The organism is Solirubrobacter deserti, from assembly GCF_027587175.1.
Classification (GTDB): domain Bacteria; phylum Actinomycetota; class Thermoleophilia; order Solirubrobacterales; family Solirubrobacteraceae; genus Solirubrobacter; species Solirubrobacter deserti.
In genome coordinates, this window is sequence record NZ_JAPCID010000004.1 from 29,387 (window position 1) to 47,664 (window position 18,278).

At 73.9% G+C, this 18,278-nt stretch carries 13 protein-coding genes; 10 read left to right on the top strand and 3 right to left on the bottom strand.

Going from position 1 to position 18,278, the window contains the following annotated elements; genetic code table 11:
- Positions 1-37: 37 nt before the first annotated feature.
- Positions 38-502: a MarR family winged helix-turn-helix transcriptional regulator gene (locus OJ962_RS03120; protein ID WP_407697485.1), complete on the top strand. Its 465-nt coding sequence runs from the start codon at positions 38-40 to the stop codon at positions 500-502.
- Between the two features lie 90 nt (positions 503-592).
- Positions 593-2,356 carry a PKD domain-containing protein gene (locus tag OJ962_RS03125; protein WP_270006177.1) on the top strand — a complete coding sequence of 588 codons (1,764 nt, stop codon included), beginning with the start codon at positions 593-595 and terminating at the stop codon, positions 2,354-2,356.
- On the opposite strand, the gene OJ962_RS03130 is transcribed toward OJ962_RS03125, so the two are convergent.
- Both OJ962_RS03130 and OJ962_RS03135 read right to left on the bottom strand, forming a co-directional pair.
- On the bottom strand, positions 2,341-6,786 hold the full coding sequence (locus OJ962_RS03130; protein ID WP_202955376.1) for a family 78 glycoside hydrolase catalytic domain: 4,446 nt from the start codon (positions 6,784-6,786) through the stop codon (positions 2,341-2,343). The two genes, OJ962_RS03125 and OJ962_RS03130, sit on opposite strands and share 16 nt — an antisense overlap.
- Before the next feature lie 50 nt (positions 6,787-6,836).
- Positions 6,837-7,691, bottom strand: a complete 855-nt coding sequence (locus tag OJ962_RS03135; RefSeq protein ID WP_202955375.1) for an alpha/beta fold hydrolase — start codon at positions 7,689-7,691, stop codon at positions 6,837-6,839.
- A gap of 54 nt (positions 7,692-7,745) precedes the next feature.
- Between OJ962_RS03135 and OJ962_RS03140 the strand changes: the two genes are divergently transcribed.
- From OJ962_RS03140 to OJ962_RS03155, 4 genes are read left to right on the top strand one after another with little or no spacing between them, the layout of a single operon-like run.
- Positions 7,746-9,668 carry a BTAD domain-containing putative transcriptional regulator gene (locus tag OJ962_RS03140; RefSeq protein ID WP_270006178.1) on the top strand — a complete coding sequence of 641 codons (1,923 nt, stop codon included), beginning with the start codon at positions 7,746-7,748 and terminating at the stop codon, positions 9,666-9,668.
- 48 nt (positions 9,669-9,716) lie between these two features.
- The gene (locus OJ962_RS03145; RefSeq protein ID WP_202955374.1) at positions 9,717-10,838 is read left to right on the top strand and encodes a ScyD/ScyE family protein; all 1,122 of its coding nucleotides are present in this window, start codon (positions 9,717-9,719) and stop codon (positions 10,836-10,838) included.
- Between the two features lie 16 nt (positions 10,839-10,854).
- Positions 10,855-11,820 carry a suppressor of fused domain protein gene (locus tag OJ962_RS03150; RefSeq protein WP_202955373.1) on the top strand — a complete coding sequence of 322 codons (966 nt, stop codon included), beginning with the start codon at positions 10,855-10,857 and terminating at the stop codon, positions 11,818-11,820.
- A 58-nt stretch (positions 11,821-11,878) separates the two neighbouring features.
- Entirely contained in the window at positions 11,879-12,571 is a 693-nt protein-coding gene (locus OJ962_RS03155) for a DedA family protein (RefSeq protein WP_270006179.1), read from the top strand.
- On the opposite strand, the gene OJ962_RS03160 is transcribed toward OJ962_RS03155, so the two are convergent.
- A complete protein-coding gene (locus OJ962_RS03160; protein ID WP_202955371.1) occupies positions 12,480-14,519 on the bottom strand; it encodes an MMPL family transporter in 2,040 nt (679 codons plus the stop codon). The two genes, OJ962_RS03155 and OJ962_RS03160, sit on opposite strands and share 92 nt — an antisense overlap.
- Before the next feature lie 73 nt (positions 14,520-14,592).
- Between OJ962_RS03160 and OJ962_RS03165 the strand changes: the two genes are divergently transcribed.
- Genes OJ962_RS03165 through OJ962_RS03180 form a run of 4 tightly spaced genes read left to right on the top strand, consistent with a single transcriptional unit; the run spans position 14,593 to position 18,275 of the window.
- Entirely contained in the window at positions 14,593-15,186 is a 594-nt protein-coding gene (locus OJ962_RS03165; protein WP_202955370.1) for a TetR/AcrR family transcriptional regulator, read from the top strand.
- A 10-nt stretch (positions 15,187-15,196) separates the two neighbouring features.
- Positions 15,197-15,889 (top strand): hypothetical protein, encoded by a 693-nt coding sequence (locus tag OJ962_RS03170; protein ID WP_202955369.1) that lies wholly within the window; start codon positions 15,197-15,199, stop codon positions 15,887-15,889.
- Positions 15,886-16,794: a hypothetical protein gene (locus OJ962_RS03175; RefSeq protein ID WP_202955368.1), complete on the top strand. Its 909-nt coding sequence runs from the start codon at positions 15,886-15,888 to the stop codon at positions 16,792-16,794. Before OJ962_RS03170 ends, OJ962_RS03175 begins: the two co-directional genes overlap by 4 nt.
- Entirely contained in the window at positions 16,794-18,275 is a 1,482-nt protein-coding gene (locus OJ962_RS03180) for an aldehyde dehydrogenase (protein WP_238931882.1), read from the top strand. The genes OJ962_RS03175 and OJ962_RS03180 overlap by 1 nt, the downstream gene beginning before the upstream one ends.
- The last annotated feature ends 3 nt before the right edge of the window (positions 18,276-18,278 follow it).

The following is an 18,278-nucleotide window of genomic DNA, read 5'->3' on the forward strand; positions in this document are numbered from 1 at the left end:
GTACCACGTGTCGTCTTCCGCGCCTAGACTTGTGCTCATCAGCGCACTGCCCGTCATCGACCAGCCCGCCCGTCGCGTCGGAGCGCTGCTCGAGCACGTGAATCGCCAGCTGCGCCAGCACTCGGTGCCCGCGCTGGAGACGCTCGGCGTGCGGCCACGGCATGTGCTCGCGCTCACCGTGCTGCGCGATACGGGCGGCAGCTCGCAGGCCGACCTCGCCGGTCTGCTGCAGATGGACCGCACGAACCTCGTCGGGCTCCTCAACGAGCTGGAGACCGAGGGCTGGGTCGAGCGCCGGCGCTCACCCGAGGACCGCAGGCGCCACCTGGTCGAGCTGACGGCCGCGGGTGGCGAGCTGCTCAGCCGCATCGACTTCGCGCTCGCGGCGATCGAGGATCACGTGCTGTCCGCGCTCGACGCGGCGCAACGCGAGCAGCTCTACGAGTTGCTGCGCCAGGCGGCGAACCTCGAAGCGGCCTGTACCGAGTCGCCCGACTGCTGATCGGGGTCCGGCTCAGGGAGCACCCTGATGGCAACGGCGCAGGGCTGCGGGAGGCTGCGAGACATGCTCCTGCGCCGTCTGCTTGTACCTGTGCTCCTGTGTTCCCCACTTGTCCTGGCCGCGCCCGCGGCCGCCGCCGAGGTGTGCGTGGCCACCACGACGCCCTGCCCGGTCCACAACGCCGCGACGCTGGCCGCCGCGCTGGACGCCGCCGAGGCTCTGCCCGGGGACGACACCGTGCGCGTCGGGCCCGGGACGCACACCGGCCCGTTCAGCTACGGCGGCGGTGGCGCGCTCACGCTCGTGGGCGAGGGCATCGGGACGACCGTGCTCGACAGCACCACCAACCAGGTCCTCGGCGGCATCGGCACGGCCGTGACGGTGCGCGACCTCACCGTGCGCGCGTCCGACGCCGCCGCATCCACCGGCGTGAACCTGGCCGGCGGCACGCTCGAGCGCGTCCGCGTGGAGGGCGGCCAGCGTGCGGTGCTCGTGGCGGGCGGCGGGACGCTCAGCGAGGTCGAGATCGACACGCGCGCCGGCACCGCGCTGCGCGTCAACGGCGGCACGCCGACGATCCGCCGCTCCCGCATCGTCGGCGGCGTCTACACGGCCGACGAGGATCTCACGATGGTCGACACGCGCGTGGAACGCGACGGGATCGACGGCGGCGGCCCCTCCGCGAGCGTCACCCTGCGCAACGTGCTGATCGCGGTCGACGGGCCGCAGGAACCCGGGCTGCGCCTCGGCAACGGCGCGATCGACGCCGACCACGTCACGGTCGTGCACCGCGGCGGCGCCGCGCCCGGGACGCCCGGCGTGCACGCCGCGCCGGGAGCCACGATCACGCTCGAGAGCTCGATCGTCAGCGGCTTCCCCGTGAGCCTGAAGCGGGAGGCGAGCAACGACCCGGTCGGGACCACCGACCTGTTCGTACGGCGCTCCAGCTACGCGTTCGACCGCGTCGTCGACGTGCCAGGGACGAGCGGCGGCGTCAGCGAGCTCGGGCCGGGCAACGTGGACGCCGAGAGCGGCTTCGTCGGCGCCGGCGACTTCCGCCTACGCGGGGACGCGGCGCAGGTCGACCGCGGCATGCTGACCGGCATCACGGCGCTGGAGCTCGGCGGCTTCGCGCGCACGGTCGACGGCGACGGCGACGGCGAGGCCCACACCGACATGGGCGCATTCGAGTACCGGCGGCTCGCGCCGGTGGTGACGCTGCAGGCGCCCGCGACGGCGCTCGCCGGCCAGCCCGTCGCGCTCGCGGCCACGGCGAGCGATCCCGACGGTGACCCGCTCGAGTACGCGTGGTCGTTCGGGGCCACCGGCGCGACCACGACGCACGCCTTCGCCGCGGGCACGCAGCTCGTCACGGTGACCGTCACCGACGCGGGCGGGCGCACGGCCACGGCATCTGCGGTGGTCGACGTGGCCGCGCCCGCGCCGGTCCCGACGCCGCTTCCGGACGCCGGCGGCACGCCGACCGGTCCCTCCGGGCCGCCGGCGGACACGACCAAGCCCGCGCTCACGAAGCTGAAGGTGGCCAAGCGCCGCTTCACGCCGAGCACGACCAAGCCAGCGCGCGCGGCCGGCGGCGAGCTGCGGCTCACGCTGTCCGAACCCGCGCGGGTCACGCTGCGGCTCGAGCGCAAGCGGGGCAAGCGCTGGGTCGCCGCGCCCGGCTCGCGGTCGCTGGACCTGCCCGCCGGGACGTCGGCGGTGCGCTTCCGCGGCGGCCTCGGCCGGCGGCTCACCGCCGGCCGCTACCGCCTCGTCGCGACGCCCGTCGACGCCGCAGGTCACCGCGGCGCGACGAAGCGTCTCGACTTCACCGTGGTTCACCCGAGGGCATAGCTCCACACGTCGGCGATCGACGGGTCGTAGAACGCCGGGTCGTCCTGGTTCTCGAACTTGACCCGGACGCGGTCGTCGGAGGCGAGCGAGGCGGGGACGACGAACTCGTAGGTCTCCGTGCCGGCGCCGCCCTTGGAGAACTGGCGCAGCTTGACCTGCTGGCCGTCGACGTAGACCTTGTAGCGCTTGGTCTGCGCGCGGTCGTAGGTCTCGGTCACGCGCACCACGAACGCGCTGCCCGGGGTGACCGCGAGGTCGAACTCGAACCACGAGAACGGGGTCAGGTGACCGGCGTAGCGGCGCGTGAGCCCGGCCTCGGTGTTCGTGCCCGAGGACGGCGCGGCGGTGAGCCCGTGTGCCTGCTCGGACACGCTGTTGCCGAGGTCGATGCGGTCGAACGCGGCCGGGAGCGGCGCGAGCTCGACCCGCAGCGTCGTCGAGCCGGCCGCGCCCCGGAACGTGCTCGTCAGCGGGACGTCGCTCGCCGCCTGCTCAGCGTCGCGCGGGACGGCGACGGTCGTGGTCACCGTCAGCTCGCCGCCCGCGGGGACCGTGACCGTCTGCGCGGCGGGTGCGGTCCAGCCGCTCGGGACGCCGATCGTCAGCGCGTCGGTCGCCGCCGTGCGGCCCTCGTTGCGCAAGACCGTCGTGACCGTCGCGTCCTGCCCCGGCCGCACGGGCGCGGCGGTCATCGACACCACCGACAGCGCCGAGACGACCTGCAGCTTCACCGGCACGCGGAAGTGCAGGTCGGCACCGGCGTAGGTGTAGGACACGTGCGCGCTCGCGGCGACCGCGCCCGGCGGCTGGTCCGCGGGCACGGTCAGCGCGAAGCGCGCCGAAGCGCTGCCGCGCGGACGCAGCGAGCGGGACAGCGTGGCGCCGTCCGGTGGCTCCACGCCCCAGCCGTCCACGCCGCCGAACCATCCGACCACGTTGTCCACCGTCGCCCGGGCGCCGTTCACCAGCGAGACGGTCCCGGTGAGCGGGTCGCCGGGCCGCGCGGGCGCCGGAGTGAACGCGCCGGTGAGCTGCAGGTCGAGCAGGTCGGACACCGCCGCGCCGAGCGCGTCGTCGATGGCGTGGACGGGGGAGTCCACGCCCTGCGAGAGGTCGCGGTCCGCGCGGGCCAGCGCCTTCGCCGCGGCCTCGACGTTCCCCGACCGCAGCTGCTTGAGCGCCTTCAGCGCCTGCTCACGCGCCGACGCGAGCACGGGCCGCTCGTCCGGCTCGACCACGGCGGCGTCGATGCGCTCGATCGCCGTGCCGACGAGCGCCATCTGCTCATCGGCGACGAACGTGTAGCGGCCGGAGCCGACCGTCACCCGCACGGCGTCCCCGACGTCGACGCCGTCGACCGGCTCGCCGCCCTCGGTCACCGCGTGCACGTTCTCCGCGGGCACGAGCACCGTCGCCCGCGCGCCCACCGGCACGTCCACGCGCAGCTCCAGGGTGCGGCCGCGGTTGCGCCAGTCGCTCGTGACCGGGCCGTACGGCGTGCGGGTGGTCGCCCGCGCCCACTCCATCGAGCCGGTCACGGCGGGGGCGATCGTCAGGTCGCGATACCCAGTCGTCTCCGACGCCTGGATGCCGCCGACGTGGTGGAAGAACCAGTCGTCGACGGTGCCCAGGAAGTAGTGCCCGTACGAGCGGGCGTCGGTCGACCAGTGCTCCCACATCGAGGTCGCGCCGCTGGAGATCATGTAGCCCCAGCTCGGGTACTTGGTCTGCGTCGCGAGCGTGTAGGCGAGGTCGGCGTAGCCGTTCTGCGTGAGTACCGGCAGCAGGTACTTGGTGCCGAGCACGCCGGTGTTGAGCGTGTCGCCCTTCGCGCGCACGTCGGCGGCGATGCTGTCCACCACGCCCTGCTTGGCCGTCTCCGGCACGAGGCCGAAGGCGACGGCGAGCACGTTGTGCGTCTGCCGGTACCCGCGGTCGCCGGAGCCCTGGTAGAAGCCGTCGACGAGGAAGCGCGCGTTGAACGCGGCGCGCACCGTGTCGGCGCGGGCGGCGAAGTGCGCGGCGTCCTGCGGCCTGTCGAGCAGCCGCGCGCTGCCCTCCATCGACCTGAGCATCGCGTACAGGTACGCGGTCGCCGACACGCGCAGGTCCTCGGGCGCGTTGCCACCGGCCGGGCTGGCCTCGGGGCTCACCCAATCGCCGAGCCGCGCGTTGTTGACGATCCCGCCCGTGCTGGTGTCGAACTCGAGGTCGACGTACTTCTTCATGCCGTCGTAGAGCTCGCTGAGCGGGCGCTTGTCGCCGCCGTACTGGAGCAGCCAGCGCGGGATCATCACGTACGCCGAGTGCCACGGCGGCGCGATGCCCCACACGCCCCAGTCGCCGCTCGACGGCGCGATCACCAGCGGGCGGCCGTTGGCCTCGCGCGTCTCGTGGACGTCGCGCATCCACTTGGCGAACAGCTCGTGCGTGTCGAGGTTGAGCATGAACATCTCGGCGCCGACCGCCGCGTCGCCCGTCCAGCCGTTCTTCTCGAACATCGGCGTGTCGGTCGGGATGCCGTGCAGGTTGTTGCGCATCGTGTCGACGACCGCGCGGTGCGTGCGGTTCATGATCTCGCTCGAGCTCTCGAACGAGCCGTTGGCCGCGATGTCGGTGTGCACGGCCTTGGCGGTGAACGCCGACAGCGGCGGAGCGCTGTCGCCCGGCCAGCCCGTGACCTCGATGTACTGGAAGCCCTTGTAGGAGAAGCGCGGCGCCCAGCGCTCGATCCGGCCGGTGCCGGCGAGAATGAAGCGGTCGGTCTGGAAGCCGGCCTGGAAGCCGCCGTTGTTGGAGAAGTTCACGCGGCCGTTGGCGAGCAGCTTCTCGCCGGCCTGGGCGCGGATCGTCGTACCCGCGGGACCCTGGACGGCGTACTCGACCCAACCGGCGAGCACGCGCGGGAACTTGACGACGTAGACGCCGTCCGCCGGCTCGGTGATCTCGGTCGCCGGCAGCGACTCGGTGACGCGGATCGGCTGCTGGCGCTGGTTGACGAGCACGCCCTTCGGCCCGTTCACCTCGCTCGCCGCGTGCCAGCTCGCCGGCGTGGTCAGGCGCGCGTCGTAGGTCTCGCCCGCGTAGAGGTCGTCGAAGACGGTCGGGCCGTCGGCGATCTGCCAGCTCGAGTCGGTGATCACGTCCTGCACGCGGCCGTCGTCGTACTCGATGCGCAGGCGCGCGCGCACGACCGGCTCGTCGCGCCACGGCGGCGCCTCCCAGCGCCACACGTTGCCGCCGGTCATGGCGTAGAAGCCGCGGCCGAGCTCGGCGCCGAGCGTGTTCTCGCCGGCGCGCAGGTCGCGCGTGAGGTCGGCGGTCGTGTACTGGACGGTGTCGTCGTAGTCGGTGAAGCCAGGGCTCAGCACGTCCGCGCTGGCGGGCCGGCCGTTGAGCTTGAAGTCCGCGTAGCCACCGGCCGCGTAGAAGAGCGTCGCGTTGCGGACGCGGCCGTCGACGCTGAACGCGCGCCTGAGCAGCGGCGCGGGCCGGGCGGCGTCACGCGGGGTGCGGACGTTGCGGCCCCACGGGCCGGAGCCGTACGCAGCCTGGACCACGGCGTTGGTCCAGGCGGCGTCTTCGAGGTCAGGGCGCGCGAAGTCGGCCGGGAACGTCTTCGCGGCCTTCCAGGTGGCGTCGGAGCGGAAGGTCTCGGTCGTGCCGTCGGCGTAGGTGACGCGGACCACGGCGAGCAGGCCCGCGGGGGAGTTCGGGCCGTTGTTGGTGCGCACCGCGATTACGTTGCGCGCCGGGTCGAGGTTGGTGACGAAGCGGCGGGCCTGCTGCCACTCGTTGTTGGCGCCGGACGTGGCGCCGAGCTCCTTGCCGTTGACCCACAGCGTGTAGAGGTCATCGGCGGTGATCGCGATCTCGGCGCTCACCGCGGGCTTGCTGTGCGTGAGCGTCTTGCGGAACGCGCGCGGCTCGGCGGGCGCGGTGGGCGTGGTGGCTTCAGGCGTCCAGATCCAGGCGGAGCCGTCGAACGACGGCGGCGCACCCGGCCGGGAGTTGCCGATCCACTTGCTGCCCGCCCAGTCCGCGTCGGTGTAGAGGCCGGTGCGGAAGTTCGAGCGGGCGCTCGCCCAGCCGCGCTGGGTCTGCACGTCGACGTGCCAGTCGTAGCTGGTCGCCGGCGCGAGCTTGGGGCCCGTGTACTCGACGTCGAACGACTGCGCCGAGCGGACGGTGCCGGAGTCCCACACGAGGCGGGGGCCCGGCCCGACCACCTGCACCCGGTACGCCTTCTGCTCGAGGTCGCGCACGCGCGAGTCGATCACCCACGAGAAGCGTGGCTTGTCGACGTCGATCCCGACGGGCTGCGCCTTGCGCTCGACCCGCAGGTCGGTCACGCTCACGCCGTTCTGCGCGCCTGCGGGCGCGGCCAGCAACAACATCGCAGCCACCGCCGCGAGGACGTACCTGTGCACTCTCTCCCCCTCTAGCCGGTCAAACGACCACTACCGCTCGGAACGTATCATCAGTTTCGACTAACCGCGAGCAGAACTTCGGTGATCAGCTCCGGATCGTCCTCCGCCATGAAGTGGCCGGAGGTGACCGTGCGGTGGGTGAGGGCGGGCGCCCACGGACGCCACAGCGCCGCGGCGTCGAACCCGAGCGCGGCACCCCAGTCCTGCTGGACGACGGTCGTCGGCATGGCGAGCGTGCGGCTGGCGGCGCGGTCTGCGCGGTCGTGATCGATGTCGGTCGAGGCCGACGCGCGGTAGTCGGCGACGATCGAAGGAATCGCCTCGCGCGAGGCCTGCAGGTAGGCCGCCTTGATCTCCGGGTCGAACGGCGTGATGCCCCAGAGGTCGAGGAAGAAGCCGAAGAACGCGTCGGGCGCGCCCGCGATCAGCTGCTCGGGCAACGGGCGTGGCTGCGCCATGAGATACAGGTGGAACGCGACCGTCGCGTCGACGCCGTGCAGCACCTCCCACATGTCCAGCGTCGGGAGGACGTCGAGGATCGTGAGGTCGGTGATGCGGTCGGGATGGTCGAGGCCGGCGCGGAACGCGACGAGCGCGCCGCGGTCGTGGCCGGCGAGCGCGAACCGCTCGAAGCCGAGCGCGTCCGCCAGGTTGACGACGTCCTGCGCCATCGTACGCTTGGCGTAGCCGTCCGCCGGCTTGGACGACGCACCGTAGCCGCGCAGGTCGGGGCAGATGACGGTGTGCGTGGCGGCGAGGCGGGGGGCGACGTGGCGCCACATCAGGTGCGTCTGCGGGAACCCGTGCAGGAGCACGATCGCCGGGCCGCTCCCCGCGATCGCGGTGTGGAGGGAGACGTCTTCGGCGACCTTCACGTCGCGGTACTCAAAGCCTTCGATCTGCATGCGCCGCAGGCTCGCTCGGGGCGATCAGCAACCGATCAGCAAGACTGGGTCGCCGTGGAGTTCGGAGTGCTAGGGCCCGTCGTGGCGTGGGACGAAGCAGGCTCGCGCGTGGCGCTGCGCGGGCCCCGCCACCGCGCCGTGCTCGCGCGCTTGATCGTCGCGCGGGGCGCCGTCGTGCCCCTCGAGCGCCTGGTCGACGACCTGTGGCCGGTCGCCCCGCCGCCGCGCGCCGTCGGCTCGGTCCGCACGTTCGTGAGCGACCTGCGCCGCGCGCTCGGCCCGGCCCGGGGGCTGGTCGTGACCGAGGGCCCCGGGTACGCGCTGCGCACGGCGGGCCCGGGCGGCGCGCCCGCGAGTGGTGCGGCGACGAGCGCGGGCGGCGCGACGGACGCGGCGGCGACGGACGCGGCGGCTACGGACGCGGGCGTCGTGGCGTTCGGCGTCGACGCGTGGCGGTTCGAGGCGGCGGTCGAGGCGGCGGCCACCCTCGCGAGCGAGGCGCGGCTGGGGCGGCTGCTCGAGGCGCTCGGCTGGTGGCGCGGGCCGGCGTTCGCGGACCTCGACGACCAGGACTGGGCGCTCGGCGAGCGGCGGCGGCTGGCCGAGCTGCGCCTGCACGCGGTGGAGGCCGTGGCCGACGCGCGCGTTCGGATCGGGCGAGCCGCCGAGGCGGTCGCGGACCTCGACGCGCACGTCGCCGCGCACCCGTGGCGCGAGGAGGGCTGGCGGCTGCTGGCGCTCGCACTGGCGAGCGGCGGACGGCGCGGCGACGCGCTCGAAGTGCTCCGGCGCGCGCACGTCCAGCTCGGCGAGCAGCTCGGGATCGAGCCGGGCGAGCCGCTGCGTGCCCTGCAGCGCGACCTCCTGCACGGCGCGGACGCACCCGCGTCCGGCGTGGACGCGGTATGGGCCCGCGCCGCCGCGGCCTACGACCGCGAGGTCGGCGCGCGCGCTCGCGTGCGGCTCGAGTCGACGGTCGGCCTGCTGCGCGGGCTCGCCGTGACGGGCGGCGGCGGGCTCACCGAGGCGCGCACGCACCGGCTGGCCGCGATCGCCGCCGCCGAGGAGCTCGACGACCCGCTCCTGACCGCGCGCGTGATCGGCGCCTACGACGTCCCCGCGATCTGGACACGCTCCGACGATCCCGAGCACGCCGCCACGATCGTCGCGGCCGCCCGCCGCGCGCTCGACGCCGACCTGCCGGATGCGTCGCGCGCGCCGCTGCTGGCGACGATCGCGCTCGAGTCGCGCGGCGCCGGCACACGCGCGGCGGCCGACGCCGCGCGCGAGGCGGAGCGGCTCGCGCGCGAGCTCGACGATCCCGCGCTGCTCGCCTTCGCGCTCAACGGCGTGTGGATGCAGTCCTTCGAGCGCTGCGGGCTCGCTCCGCGGCGCGACGCGATCGGCGCCGAGCTCGTCGCGCTCGCCACGCGCCACGAGCTGGCGTCGGTCGAGGTGCTCGGCCACCTGATCCGCATGCAGGCGCGCGGCGCGCTCGGCGACTTCGCCGGCGCCGACGGGCATGCCGCGGCGGCCGACCGGCTCGACGCCCGGCACGAGCGCCCACTCGTCGCCGTCTTCACGTCGCTGTACCGAGCGATGCGCACCGGCGACTATCGCGACGCCGCGGCGCTGCTCCCCGACGCGGGCATGCCCGGGGTGGAGCGCGGGCTTCTCGCCCTCGCCACCTGGAACCTCGACGGCGACTTCGGGCCCTACGGGCCGTGGGCGCGGCCGCACGTGCTGCTCGCGCGCGGCGAACGCGGCCGGGCCGCCGCGGCCGTCCGCGCGCTGCCGGATCCTCCGGCCGACCTGCTGCTGGAGGCGCTCTGGTGCCTGACGGCGAAAGCCGCCGCCGCAGTCGGCGACGAGCACACGCTGCGGCGCGCCCGCGCCCACCTCGAGCCGGCGCGGGACGAGCACGCGGCGGGCAGCGGCGTGCTCACGCTCGGCCCCGTCGCCGACTACCTCGACTAGGGATCTCCCTGATCAACCCGCGCGGCCGCGTCCGTACCTTCGCCGGGCATGACCATCGACTTGCGCAAGAGCCTCGTCCTCGCGGCGGGTGTGCTGGCCATCGGCGCGGCTCCGGCCGCGGCGACCGGCCCGCAGGTGATCGCCAGCGGCCTGGACAACCCCCGCGGACTCGACTTCGGCTTCGGCGGGGAGCTGTACGTCGCCGAGTCCGGCCGCGGCGGCAGCGACTGCACGCTCGAGAACCCCGAGGGCGGCGCGGGCTGCTTCGGCAAGACCGGCGCGATCACGAAGATCGACAAGCGCGGCAACAAGAAGCGGGTCGTCTCCAACCTGCCCTCGGTGGCGTCGGCGACCGGCGGCGAGGCGACCGGCCCGTCCGACATCTCCTTCACGCTCGGCGGCCTGCTCGGCTACTTCACCGTCGGCCTCGGCGCGAACCCCGCCCAGCGCGAGCAGTACCCGCAGACGGCCGGCATGGGCAAGCTCTACCGCCTGCTGCCGACCGGCCACGTCGCGGGCGTCGCCGGTGACCCGGCCGGCTACGAGGCCGCGCACAACCCGGACGCCGACCAGCCGACGGCCGAGGTCGACTCCAACCCGAACTCGGTCGACGCCAGCGGCCTGCACGTGACCGTCGCCGACGCCGGCGGCAACAGCCTCATCCGCTACGGCTTCCGCGGCCCGGAGACGCTCCGCGTGATCCCGTTCAAGATGTCGCCGATGCCGGAAGGGCTCCCGGAGATCCCGATCCCGCCGGGCACGCCGGTCCCGACCCAGTCCGTCCCGACCTCGATCGTCCGCGGCCCGGACGGCGCCTACTACGTCGGCCAGCTCACCGGCTTCCCGTTCCCGACGGGCGGCGCCAGCGTGTGGCGGATCGTCCCCGGGCAGGCGCCGACCGAGTACGCCACCGGCTTCACCACCATCAACGACCTCGCGTTCGGCAAGGACGGCACGCTCTACGTGCTGCAGATGACCAGCGCGACCCTGATCGGGCCGCCCACCCCCGGCAAGCTGATCCGCGTCCCGAAGCGCGGCCCGCGCACCGAGCTCGCCCCGGGCACGCTGCAGTCCCCGACGGGCCTGGCCGTCGACGGCCACTACGCCTACGTCTCCAACAAGGGCGACCAGGCGGGCGCCGGCGAGATCCTGCGCATCCCGCTGCGCTGATCGCAAGACTGGCGGCGTGGACGCCACGCCGCCAGAGCTGGTCGCGCTCGCATCCTCCCCGCGCTGGGAGGACCGCTGCCAAGCGGCCGAGCGCCTGGCCGCGTACGACGATGAAGTCGCGCGCCAGGCGCTCCTGCGCCTGCTCACCGACAGCGAGGACACGGCGCCGATCCAGGCCGCCGCTCACGCGCTGATCGCCCGCGGCGACGAGGCCGGCGCGCGCCTCATCTTCCGCGCCATCGCGCTCGGCGACGACGACGCCTCCGATCACCTCCTGTACTTCACCGGCGGCGACGGGAACCTCGCGCCGCACGCCGTGCACGCGGCCGAACGCGGCGAGGACCTCGAGAGCGAAGGCGCCGTGGAGCTGCTGCGCCACGGCGGCGCCCCGGGGTTCGCGCCCGGCGCGTCCGTCGCCGGCAAGGCCCTGCGCGCCCACCTGACCGGCTTCTTCGCCGGCCACCGGATCGAGCTGCGCGACTGGCCGCTCGGCCCCATCCTCCGGCGCGTCCCCGCGTTCGGCGTCTACGCGGTCGCACCGGGCCCACGCCTGACCAGCGCGTGGACCTACGTCACCACCGGCTGCTGGGACGCGCTCCACGACCGGCAGGGCCACGGGCTCGAGTTCGTCCTCAGCGCGGCGACCGACGGCGACCGCCACGTCGAGCTGCTGACGATGCTGGCCCACTACCACGCGGGCCCCGCGTCCCAGCGGATGGACTGGGGCCACACCGTGCCGATCGGCGAGCCGTGGCTGCCGGGCTCGCACCTCACGCACGAGCTCATCTCGCTCCCCTACGCGTTCGGGCCGCAGCTCGAGCGCTGCGCGTTCGACGGCGGGCACATCCGCATCCTCGCCGTCCAGCCCATCTCCGAGGCCGAACGCGACTTCAAGGCCGCCCACGGCGTCGAGGCGCTCGAACGGCGCTTCGAGGAGGAGGGCATCGCCTGGACCGACCCGTTCCGGCCGTCGGTGCTTTGAGCGTTGCGCCGGCGCGACCCGTGTGAGAGGGTCGCCGTACGTCGTGCGTCCCGCGGGGGTGACTGCTGCGCTGGTCTCGGTCTGCGTGCTGGCCGCGGGCGTGCTGCTCGCGGGCGAGCTCGCGGACGTGCTCGGGACCGTTGGCGCGTGGGTCTATCTCGCGGTGCCGGCGCTGATCTTCCTCGAGACCACCGCGTTCGCCGGCTGGCTCGTGCACGGTGAGCTGGCGCTGCTCACCGGCGGCGTCGTGATCGCCGACCAGGGCGTCGCCGCGCTCGGCCTGATGATCGCGCTCGTCGCGACCGCCGCCGTCGCCGGCGACCTCGTCAGCGTGACGGCCGGCCGGGTGCTCGGCCGGCCGTTCCTGGAACGCCGCCTCCCCCGGGCGGCGGCCGCAGTCGACGGGTTCTTCGCCCGCCACGGCGGCAAGGCGCTGTTCCTCGGCCGCTTCACGGGCCTGTTCCGTTCGACGCTGCCATTCGTGGCGGGAACGTCCGGCGTCACCGTCCGCCGGATCGTTCCCTACAGCGTCGCGAGCGCCGTCATCTGGAGCGCCACGTTCGTCACGCTCGGCTACGCGGCCGCGGAGTCCTTCGACGAGGTCGGGGACACCGTCAGTCGCGTAGCGCTGATCGTCCTGCTCGTGCTCGCCGTCGCGCTTATTGCGCGCGGACGAAGACGGGCGCGCCGGCGCGGCGACGCTCCGGCCACAGCCGATTCCCGAGGAGCGTCAGCGCCGCCGGGGCCATGAACAGCCGGACCAGCGTGACGTCCACCAGGACGGCGCTGGCAAGCCCGATGCCGGTCATCTTGATCACGGGATCGTGGTCAGTGGCGAAGCCCATGAAGACCGCGATCATGATTGCGCCGGCGGCGGTGATGATGCGCTTGGTGCCGGCGCACGCGGTCGCGATCGCCGCGCGGTGGTCGGCGTGGCGGCCCCACTCCTCACGCACCCGCGAGAGCAGGAACACGTTGTAGTCCGTGGAGAGCCCGAACAGGATCGCGAACATGAACAGCGGCACGTACGGGACGACCGGCTGCTGCTCGACGCCCAGCAGCGAGGCGCCCGTCGACGTCTGGAACGCGAGCGTGATGACGCCGTAGGCGGCCGCGATCGACGCCAGGTTGAACACCGCGGACATGACCGAGATCCGCCACGAGCGGAACGCGATCAGCAGCAACAGCAGCGAGAGCCCGACCACGGTCACCGCGAACACCGGGATGCGCGACGCGATCTTGCTCGCCTCGTCGCCGTAGCGGGCGGTGCGGCCACCGACGTAGGCGCGGGTGCCGGATGCGGGAACCACCGACTCGCGGATGCGCTCGACGAGCTCCCGCGTGGCCTCTTCCTGCGGGCCGTGCTTGGGGATGACGGTGATCACGGCCGCGTCGCCGGCCTCGTTCACCACGGCCGGCTCGAGCCGCGCGACCTCGCGATCGGCCGCGAGCCCGGCTTCCAGCTGCTTCAGGCCCGCCGCGTCCGGGTTGGCGACGGCGAGCACCAGCGGCCCGTTGACGCCCGCGCCGAACCCGGCCGCGAGCCGGTCGTACGCCTGGCGCTGCGTGGCGTCGGTTCCGAGGTTGCGATCGTCGGGCTGGCCGAGCTGCAGGCCGGCGGCGGGAGCGGCCAGCGCGGCGGTGACCAGGCCGGCGGCGAGCAGCGCGAACACGGGCCGCTTGGTCGCCCACGGCGCCTTGACCGGCTTCGCGGCGCCGCGACGCTCCCGCTTGGGCAACAGCTTCTCCCCGGACTTCGCGAACCGCGCGGGAAGCAGCGTGACGCAGACGATCGCGCAGACGAGCACCACCAGGCCGGCGGCGACACCCGCGCGGCCGACGAACGGGATGCCGGTCACGAGCAGGCCGGAGATCGAGACCAGCACGATCCCGGCGGCGGTCAGCGCGGACTCGCCGGCGCTGCGGTTGGCGCGGCGGGCGGCCTCGAGCGGTTCACGCCCCGCGCGCAGCTCCTCCTGCTGGCGGGCGGTGAGCAGCAGCGCGTAGTCGATGCCCGCGCCGAGGCCGAGCATGCCGCCGAGCGTCGGCGCGAGCCCGGGCACGTCGGTGAGCGACGCGACCCACAGCAGCACGCCGAAGCCGGCGGCCACGCCGACGAGCGCGGTCCCGAGCGCGTTGCGCGCGGCGCGGGCGCTGCGCAGGACGATCACCAGCAGCGCGACCGCGATCAGCAGGCCCGCGAGCTCGCCGATCGGAAAGCCGCCCGTGGCGGCGCCGTCGATCGGCTCGCCGGACATGGCGACCGAGACGCCCTTCGGCGCCTTCGCGACCGCGGCCTCGAGCCGCTCGCGCGCGTCCGCGCCGAGGTCGGTCGCGTCCTGGTCGTAGCTGACGGTGGTGAAGGCGGTCTTGCCGTCCTCCGACGTCTGGAGCTCGGCGACGCCGACGACGTGCGGCTGGCGGTCGATGGCCTCGAGCGTCGGCGCGAGCGCCTGCGCCGAGAGGTCGCCGCTGAAGACGACGGCGGCGCTGGTGCCGGACTGCTGCGGGAAGCGCTCGGCGAGCAGGTCCTGCGCGGTCTGCGACTCGATGCCGGGGACCGTGAAGTCGTCCTTGAAGGTGCCGCCCACGGCCATGCCGCCGCCGATGACGGCGACGACGGTGGCGAGGACGGCGAGGGTCGCGATCCGGGGGCGGCGACCCATGACGTTGGCGAGCCAGGAGAGCAGGGAGGTCATGGCGAACAAGATACATATACGCAGTCTAAGTTTCAACTGAGTTTATATTTGGTCTCAGTGCTAGGTTGTTTCCGTGGCTGGGCTCCGGGAGCGCAAGAAGCAGGCGACGCGCGCGGCGATCCGCCAGGCCGCCATGGCGCTGTTCGACGAGCAGGGGTTCGCGGCGACGACGATCGACCAGATCGCCGCCGGGGCCGAGGTCTCGCGCGCGACCGTCCTGAATTACTTCGGGACCAAGGAGGACATCGTCTTCGGCGACGCGCCCGCGGCCGCCGAGGCGCTCCGCGAGGCACTGGCCGCGGGGGACGAAGCCCTCACGACGTTCCGGGACTGGCTGCTCGCGCTGGTGGAGCTCGGCGGATGGATCGAGCCCGAGCTCGTGCTCCAGCAGCGGCTCGCCGAAGAGGCGCCGACGGTCGCCGCACGCCGGCTTGCGCTCCACCAGGAGTTCGCGCGCGTGATCGCCGACGCGCTCGTCGAGCAGTTCGGGCCCGACCGGCGCGTGCCGGCGACGCTCGCCGCGGCTTCGCTGACGGCGGCGATGGAGGTCATCGAGCACACCGCCGCCGAGCACGGCGGCACGGTCCCACGGGCGGACGTCGACCGGCTGCTCGCGGACGCGGTGGCGTTCGCCCAGGCCGGGATGTCCGCGATCGCTCAGGAGTAGCGTTCCGCCCGTGGACCGTGCCGACCAATGGCTGCACTGCGAGCTGCGCGACGGGACGGCAGAGGGCGGGCTGGATGCACTCGAGGCGCTCGAGGCCGCGGGCGCGGTGACCGTCGCCGAGGCGGCGCGCTGGCGGGAACGGTTCGTGGGCTCGGCTGAACCGCAACCGGTCGCGGACGCGAGTGAGCGGGCTCAGCGGCTGCTCGCGACCTGGCTGGACAGCGTGCCCGTGAGCGCGCGCGGCGACGAGCCGGCCGTTCGGCGCTTCCAGGGCGCCCTCGGGCTGCTCGCCGCGGCCGGAGCCGCCGATGCGCGCGCGTGGGACACGGCGTTGCGCGCGCGTGCCGGGTGGCCGAGTGCCGCAGAGGAGCGGGCGCTCGAACGCGAGCTGAATGCGGGCGCGACGGAGGTCGACTTGCTCGCGGTCGTACCCGGGCCGCCGGACGTTCGCGGCGGTCACCGCCTGTTGCTCGTCCTGCGGTTCGCGGACGGCATCTCGGTCCTCGTCGAAGGCGAGTCAGACGACGATTGGCCTGAGTGGACCTTGACCGACGACGCCCGAACGACGTACCGCGTCAGCGGATTCGGCGGCGACGCCCACAGCTCTCACGCGTCGTTTTACGGCGCGCCGCCGGCGACCGCCCGCCGGCTCGATCTGTCGCTGGATGGTCACGACGACGTCACGTTCCGGGTCGACCTGTGACCGACGCGCGGTTCGAGGCCCAGGCATGGCTGTGGACATGGGCCGGGATCGGCGCCGACGACGCTTCCTACGCCGACGGCCTCGCGGCCGCGGCCGAGCACTCGGCGCTGTTCAGCGCGGACGAGATCGTTCAGTGGCGGCGGGTGCTCGCCGGCGAGCCGCCACCGGCGGCGCCGGGCTCCGGCGCCGCGGCGCACCGGCACCTCGAGCGCCTGCTGGACGACGTGCGCCCGCTGTCCCGCAATCCTCGGCCCGAGGCGGTGCGGGCCGGCCGCCGCTTCGACGCCGCGCTGACCGCGCTCCACCGCGCCGGGGTGCTGGGCGACGACGTAGAAGCCGAATGGCGCGCTCGGCGGCTCGCGGTGGCCACGCCGTGGCTCGAGGACGAGGAGCGGCTGCAGCTCCTCGCCGCAACGGGCATCCACGCGGTCGCCATCCCGCCGGCGACGGCGGAGGAGGAAGCCGCGGACGCCGCTCCCGTGGAGGAGCTCGAGGTGCTCGCACGCCGGGGCCACGTGCGGACCGTTCACGTGCCCGAGCGCGTGGAACGGCACGACGGCCTCGCGGTCGTGGCCGTCGTCACCCGTACCGAGTCGACCGAGGTGCTGTTCCACCACGTCGGCGGTGAGCAGGGCACCGATCACGGGCTCGCCGCGCTGGACGCGTTCGAGGCGGCGCTCGACGCGCTGGTGCCGCCGGCGCTGCACGACGATCAGGGCACGCGTTACGAGCCCGTCGCTCCACGGCCGGTGGGCGGTGGCGGGACGGCTGGGACGCCCGACCCCGAGCGGCCACGCGTCATCACGGGCACTTGGCGTTATCAGCCACCAGCGCCCGATGCGGCGGCGACGTTCGAGGTCCACGCCGCGGGCTTATCCTCCACGTGTCGAGCGAGGGAGACGTGATGGCCACCGTGGACCTTCCCCAGTACGAGCTCTACGTCGCCGGGGAGCGCGTGCCGCCCGCCGAGGGACGCTTCTACGACACCGTCGACCCCTACACGGGTGAGGCGTGGGCGCGCGTGCCGGACGCCGGCGACGCGGACGTCGACCGCGCCGTCGCCGCCGCGCGCGCCGCGTTCGAGGGCGAGTGGGGCGCGAGGACGGGGTTCGAGCGCTCGCGGCTCATGCACCGGCTCGCGGACCTGATCGAGCGCGACGCGGACCGGCTCGCCGAGCTCGAGTCGCGCGACAGCGGCAAGCTCCTGCGCGAGTTCAGCGGCCAGATGCGGCTGCTGCCGTCCTGGTACCGGTACTTCGCGGGCTGGGCGGACAAGCTCGCGGGCGAGTCGATCCCGTCGGACAAGCCGAACTTCGTCGCGTTCACGCAGCGCGTGCCGGTGGGCGTGGTGGCGGCGGTCGTGCCGTGGAACTCGCCGCTGCTGCTGCTGACGTGGAAGCTCGCGCCCGCGCTCGCGACCGGCTGCACGATGGTCGTCAAGCCGTCCGACCACACACCGGTGACCGCGCTCGAGCTGGCGCGGCTCGTGACCGAGGCCGGCATCCCGGACGGCGTGTTCAACGTCATCACCGGCAACGGCCCGGCGGTGGGCCGCGCGCTCGTCCGCCACCCGGGCGTCGACAAGGTCGCGTTCACGGGCTCGACCAAGACCGGCATCGACGTCGCGGAAGGCGCGACCTCCCACCTCGCCAGGGTGACGCTCGAGCTCGGCGGCAAGTCGGCGCAGGTGATCTTCCCGGACGCCGACCTCGAGGCCGCCGCCAACGGCGTGATCGCGGGCGTGTTCGCCGCGACGGGCCAGACGTGCATGGCGGGCTCGCGGCTGGTCGTGCACGAGGACGTGCACGACGAGCTGGTCGAGCGCGTCGTCGCCCGCGCGAACGAGATCGTCCTCGGCAACCCGCTCGAGGAGACGACCGAGATGGGCCCGCTGGCCAACGCCCGGCAGTTCGAGAAGGTCACGGGCATCCTGGAGGCGGCGCTGGCGCAGGGCGCGAAGGCAGCGTGCGGCGGCGGCGCCGCGACCGAGCTCGGCGGCTACTTTGTCCAGCCCACGCTGTTGACCAACGTGACTCCCGACTCTCCCGCCGTGCGCGAGGAGATCTTCGGCCCCGTCACCGCGGCGATGACGTTCACCGAGGAGGACGAGGCGGTGGCGCTGGCCAACGCCACCGAGTACGGGCTTGCCGGCTCGGTGTGGACGCTCGACGTGCGCCGCGCGATGCGCGTCGCTCAGCGCCTGCGCGCCGGCACGGTGTGGATCAACGCGTACCGCGTCGTCGGCCCGAACGTCCCGTTCGGTGGCTTCGGCGCGTCCGGCATCGGGCGCGAGAACGGCTACGACGTGCTGCGCGAGTACACCGAGACGCGCTCCATCTGGATCGAGACCTCGGGCGCGACGCGGGACCCGTTCACGCTCGGGTGACCG

What these genes read in the sequence shown, in the direction of transcription:
- OJ962_RS03135 (WP_202955375.1), bottom strand. Translation starts at nt 7,691, where the DNA reads ATGCAGATCGAAGGCTTTGAGTACCGCGACGTGAAGGTCGCCGAAGAC.
- OJ962_RS03145 (WP_202955374.1), top strand. Translation starts at nt 9,717, where the DNA reads ATGACCATCGACTTGCGCAAGAGCCTCGTCCTCGCGGCGGGTGTGCTG.
- OJ962_RS03160 (WP_202955371.1), bottom strand. Translation starts at nt 14,519, where the DNA reads ATGACCTCCCTGCTCTCCTGGCTCGCCAACGTCATGGGTCGCCGCCCC.
- OJ962_RS03180 (WP_238931882.1), top strand. Translation starts at nt 16,794, where the DNA reads ATGGCCACCGTGGACCTTCCCCAGTACGAGCTCTACGTCGCCGGGGAG.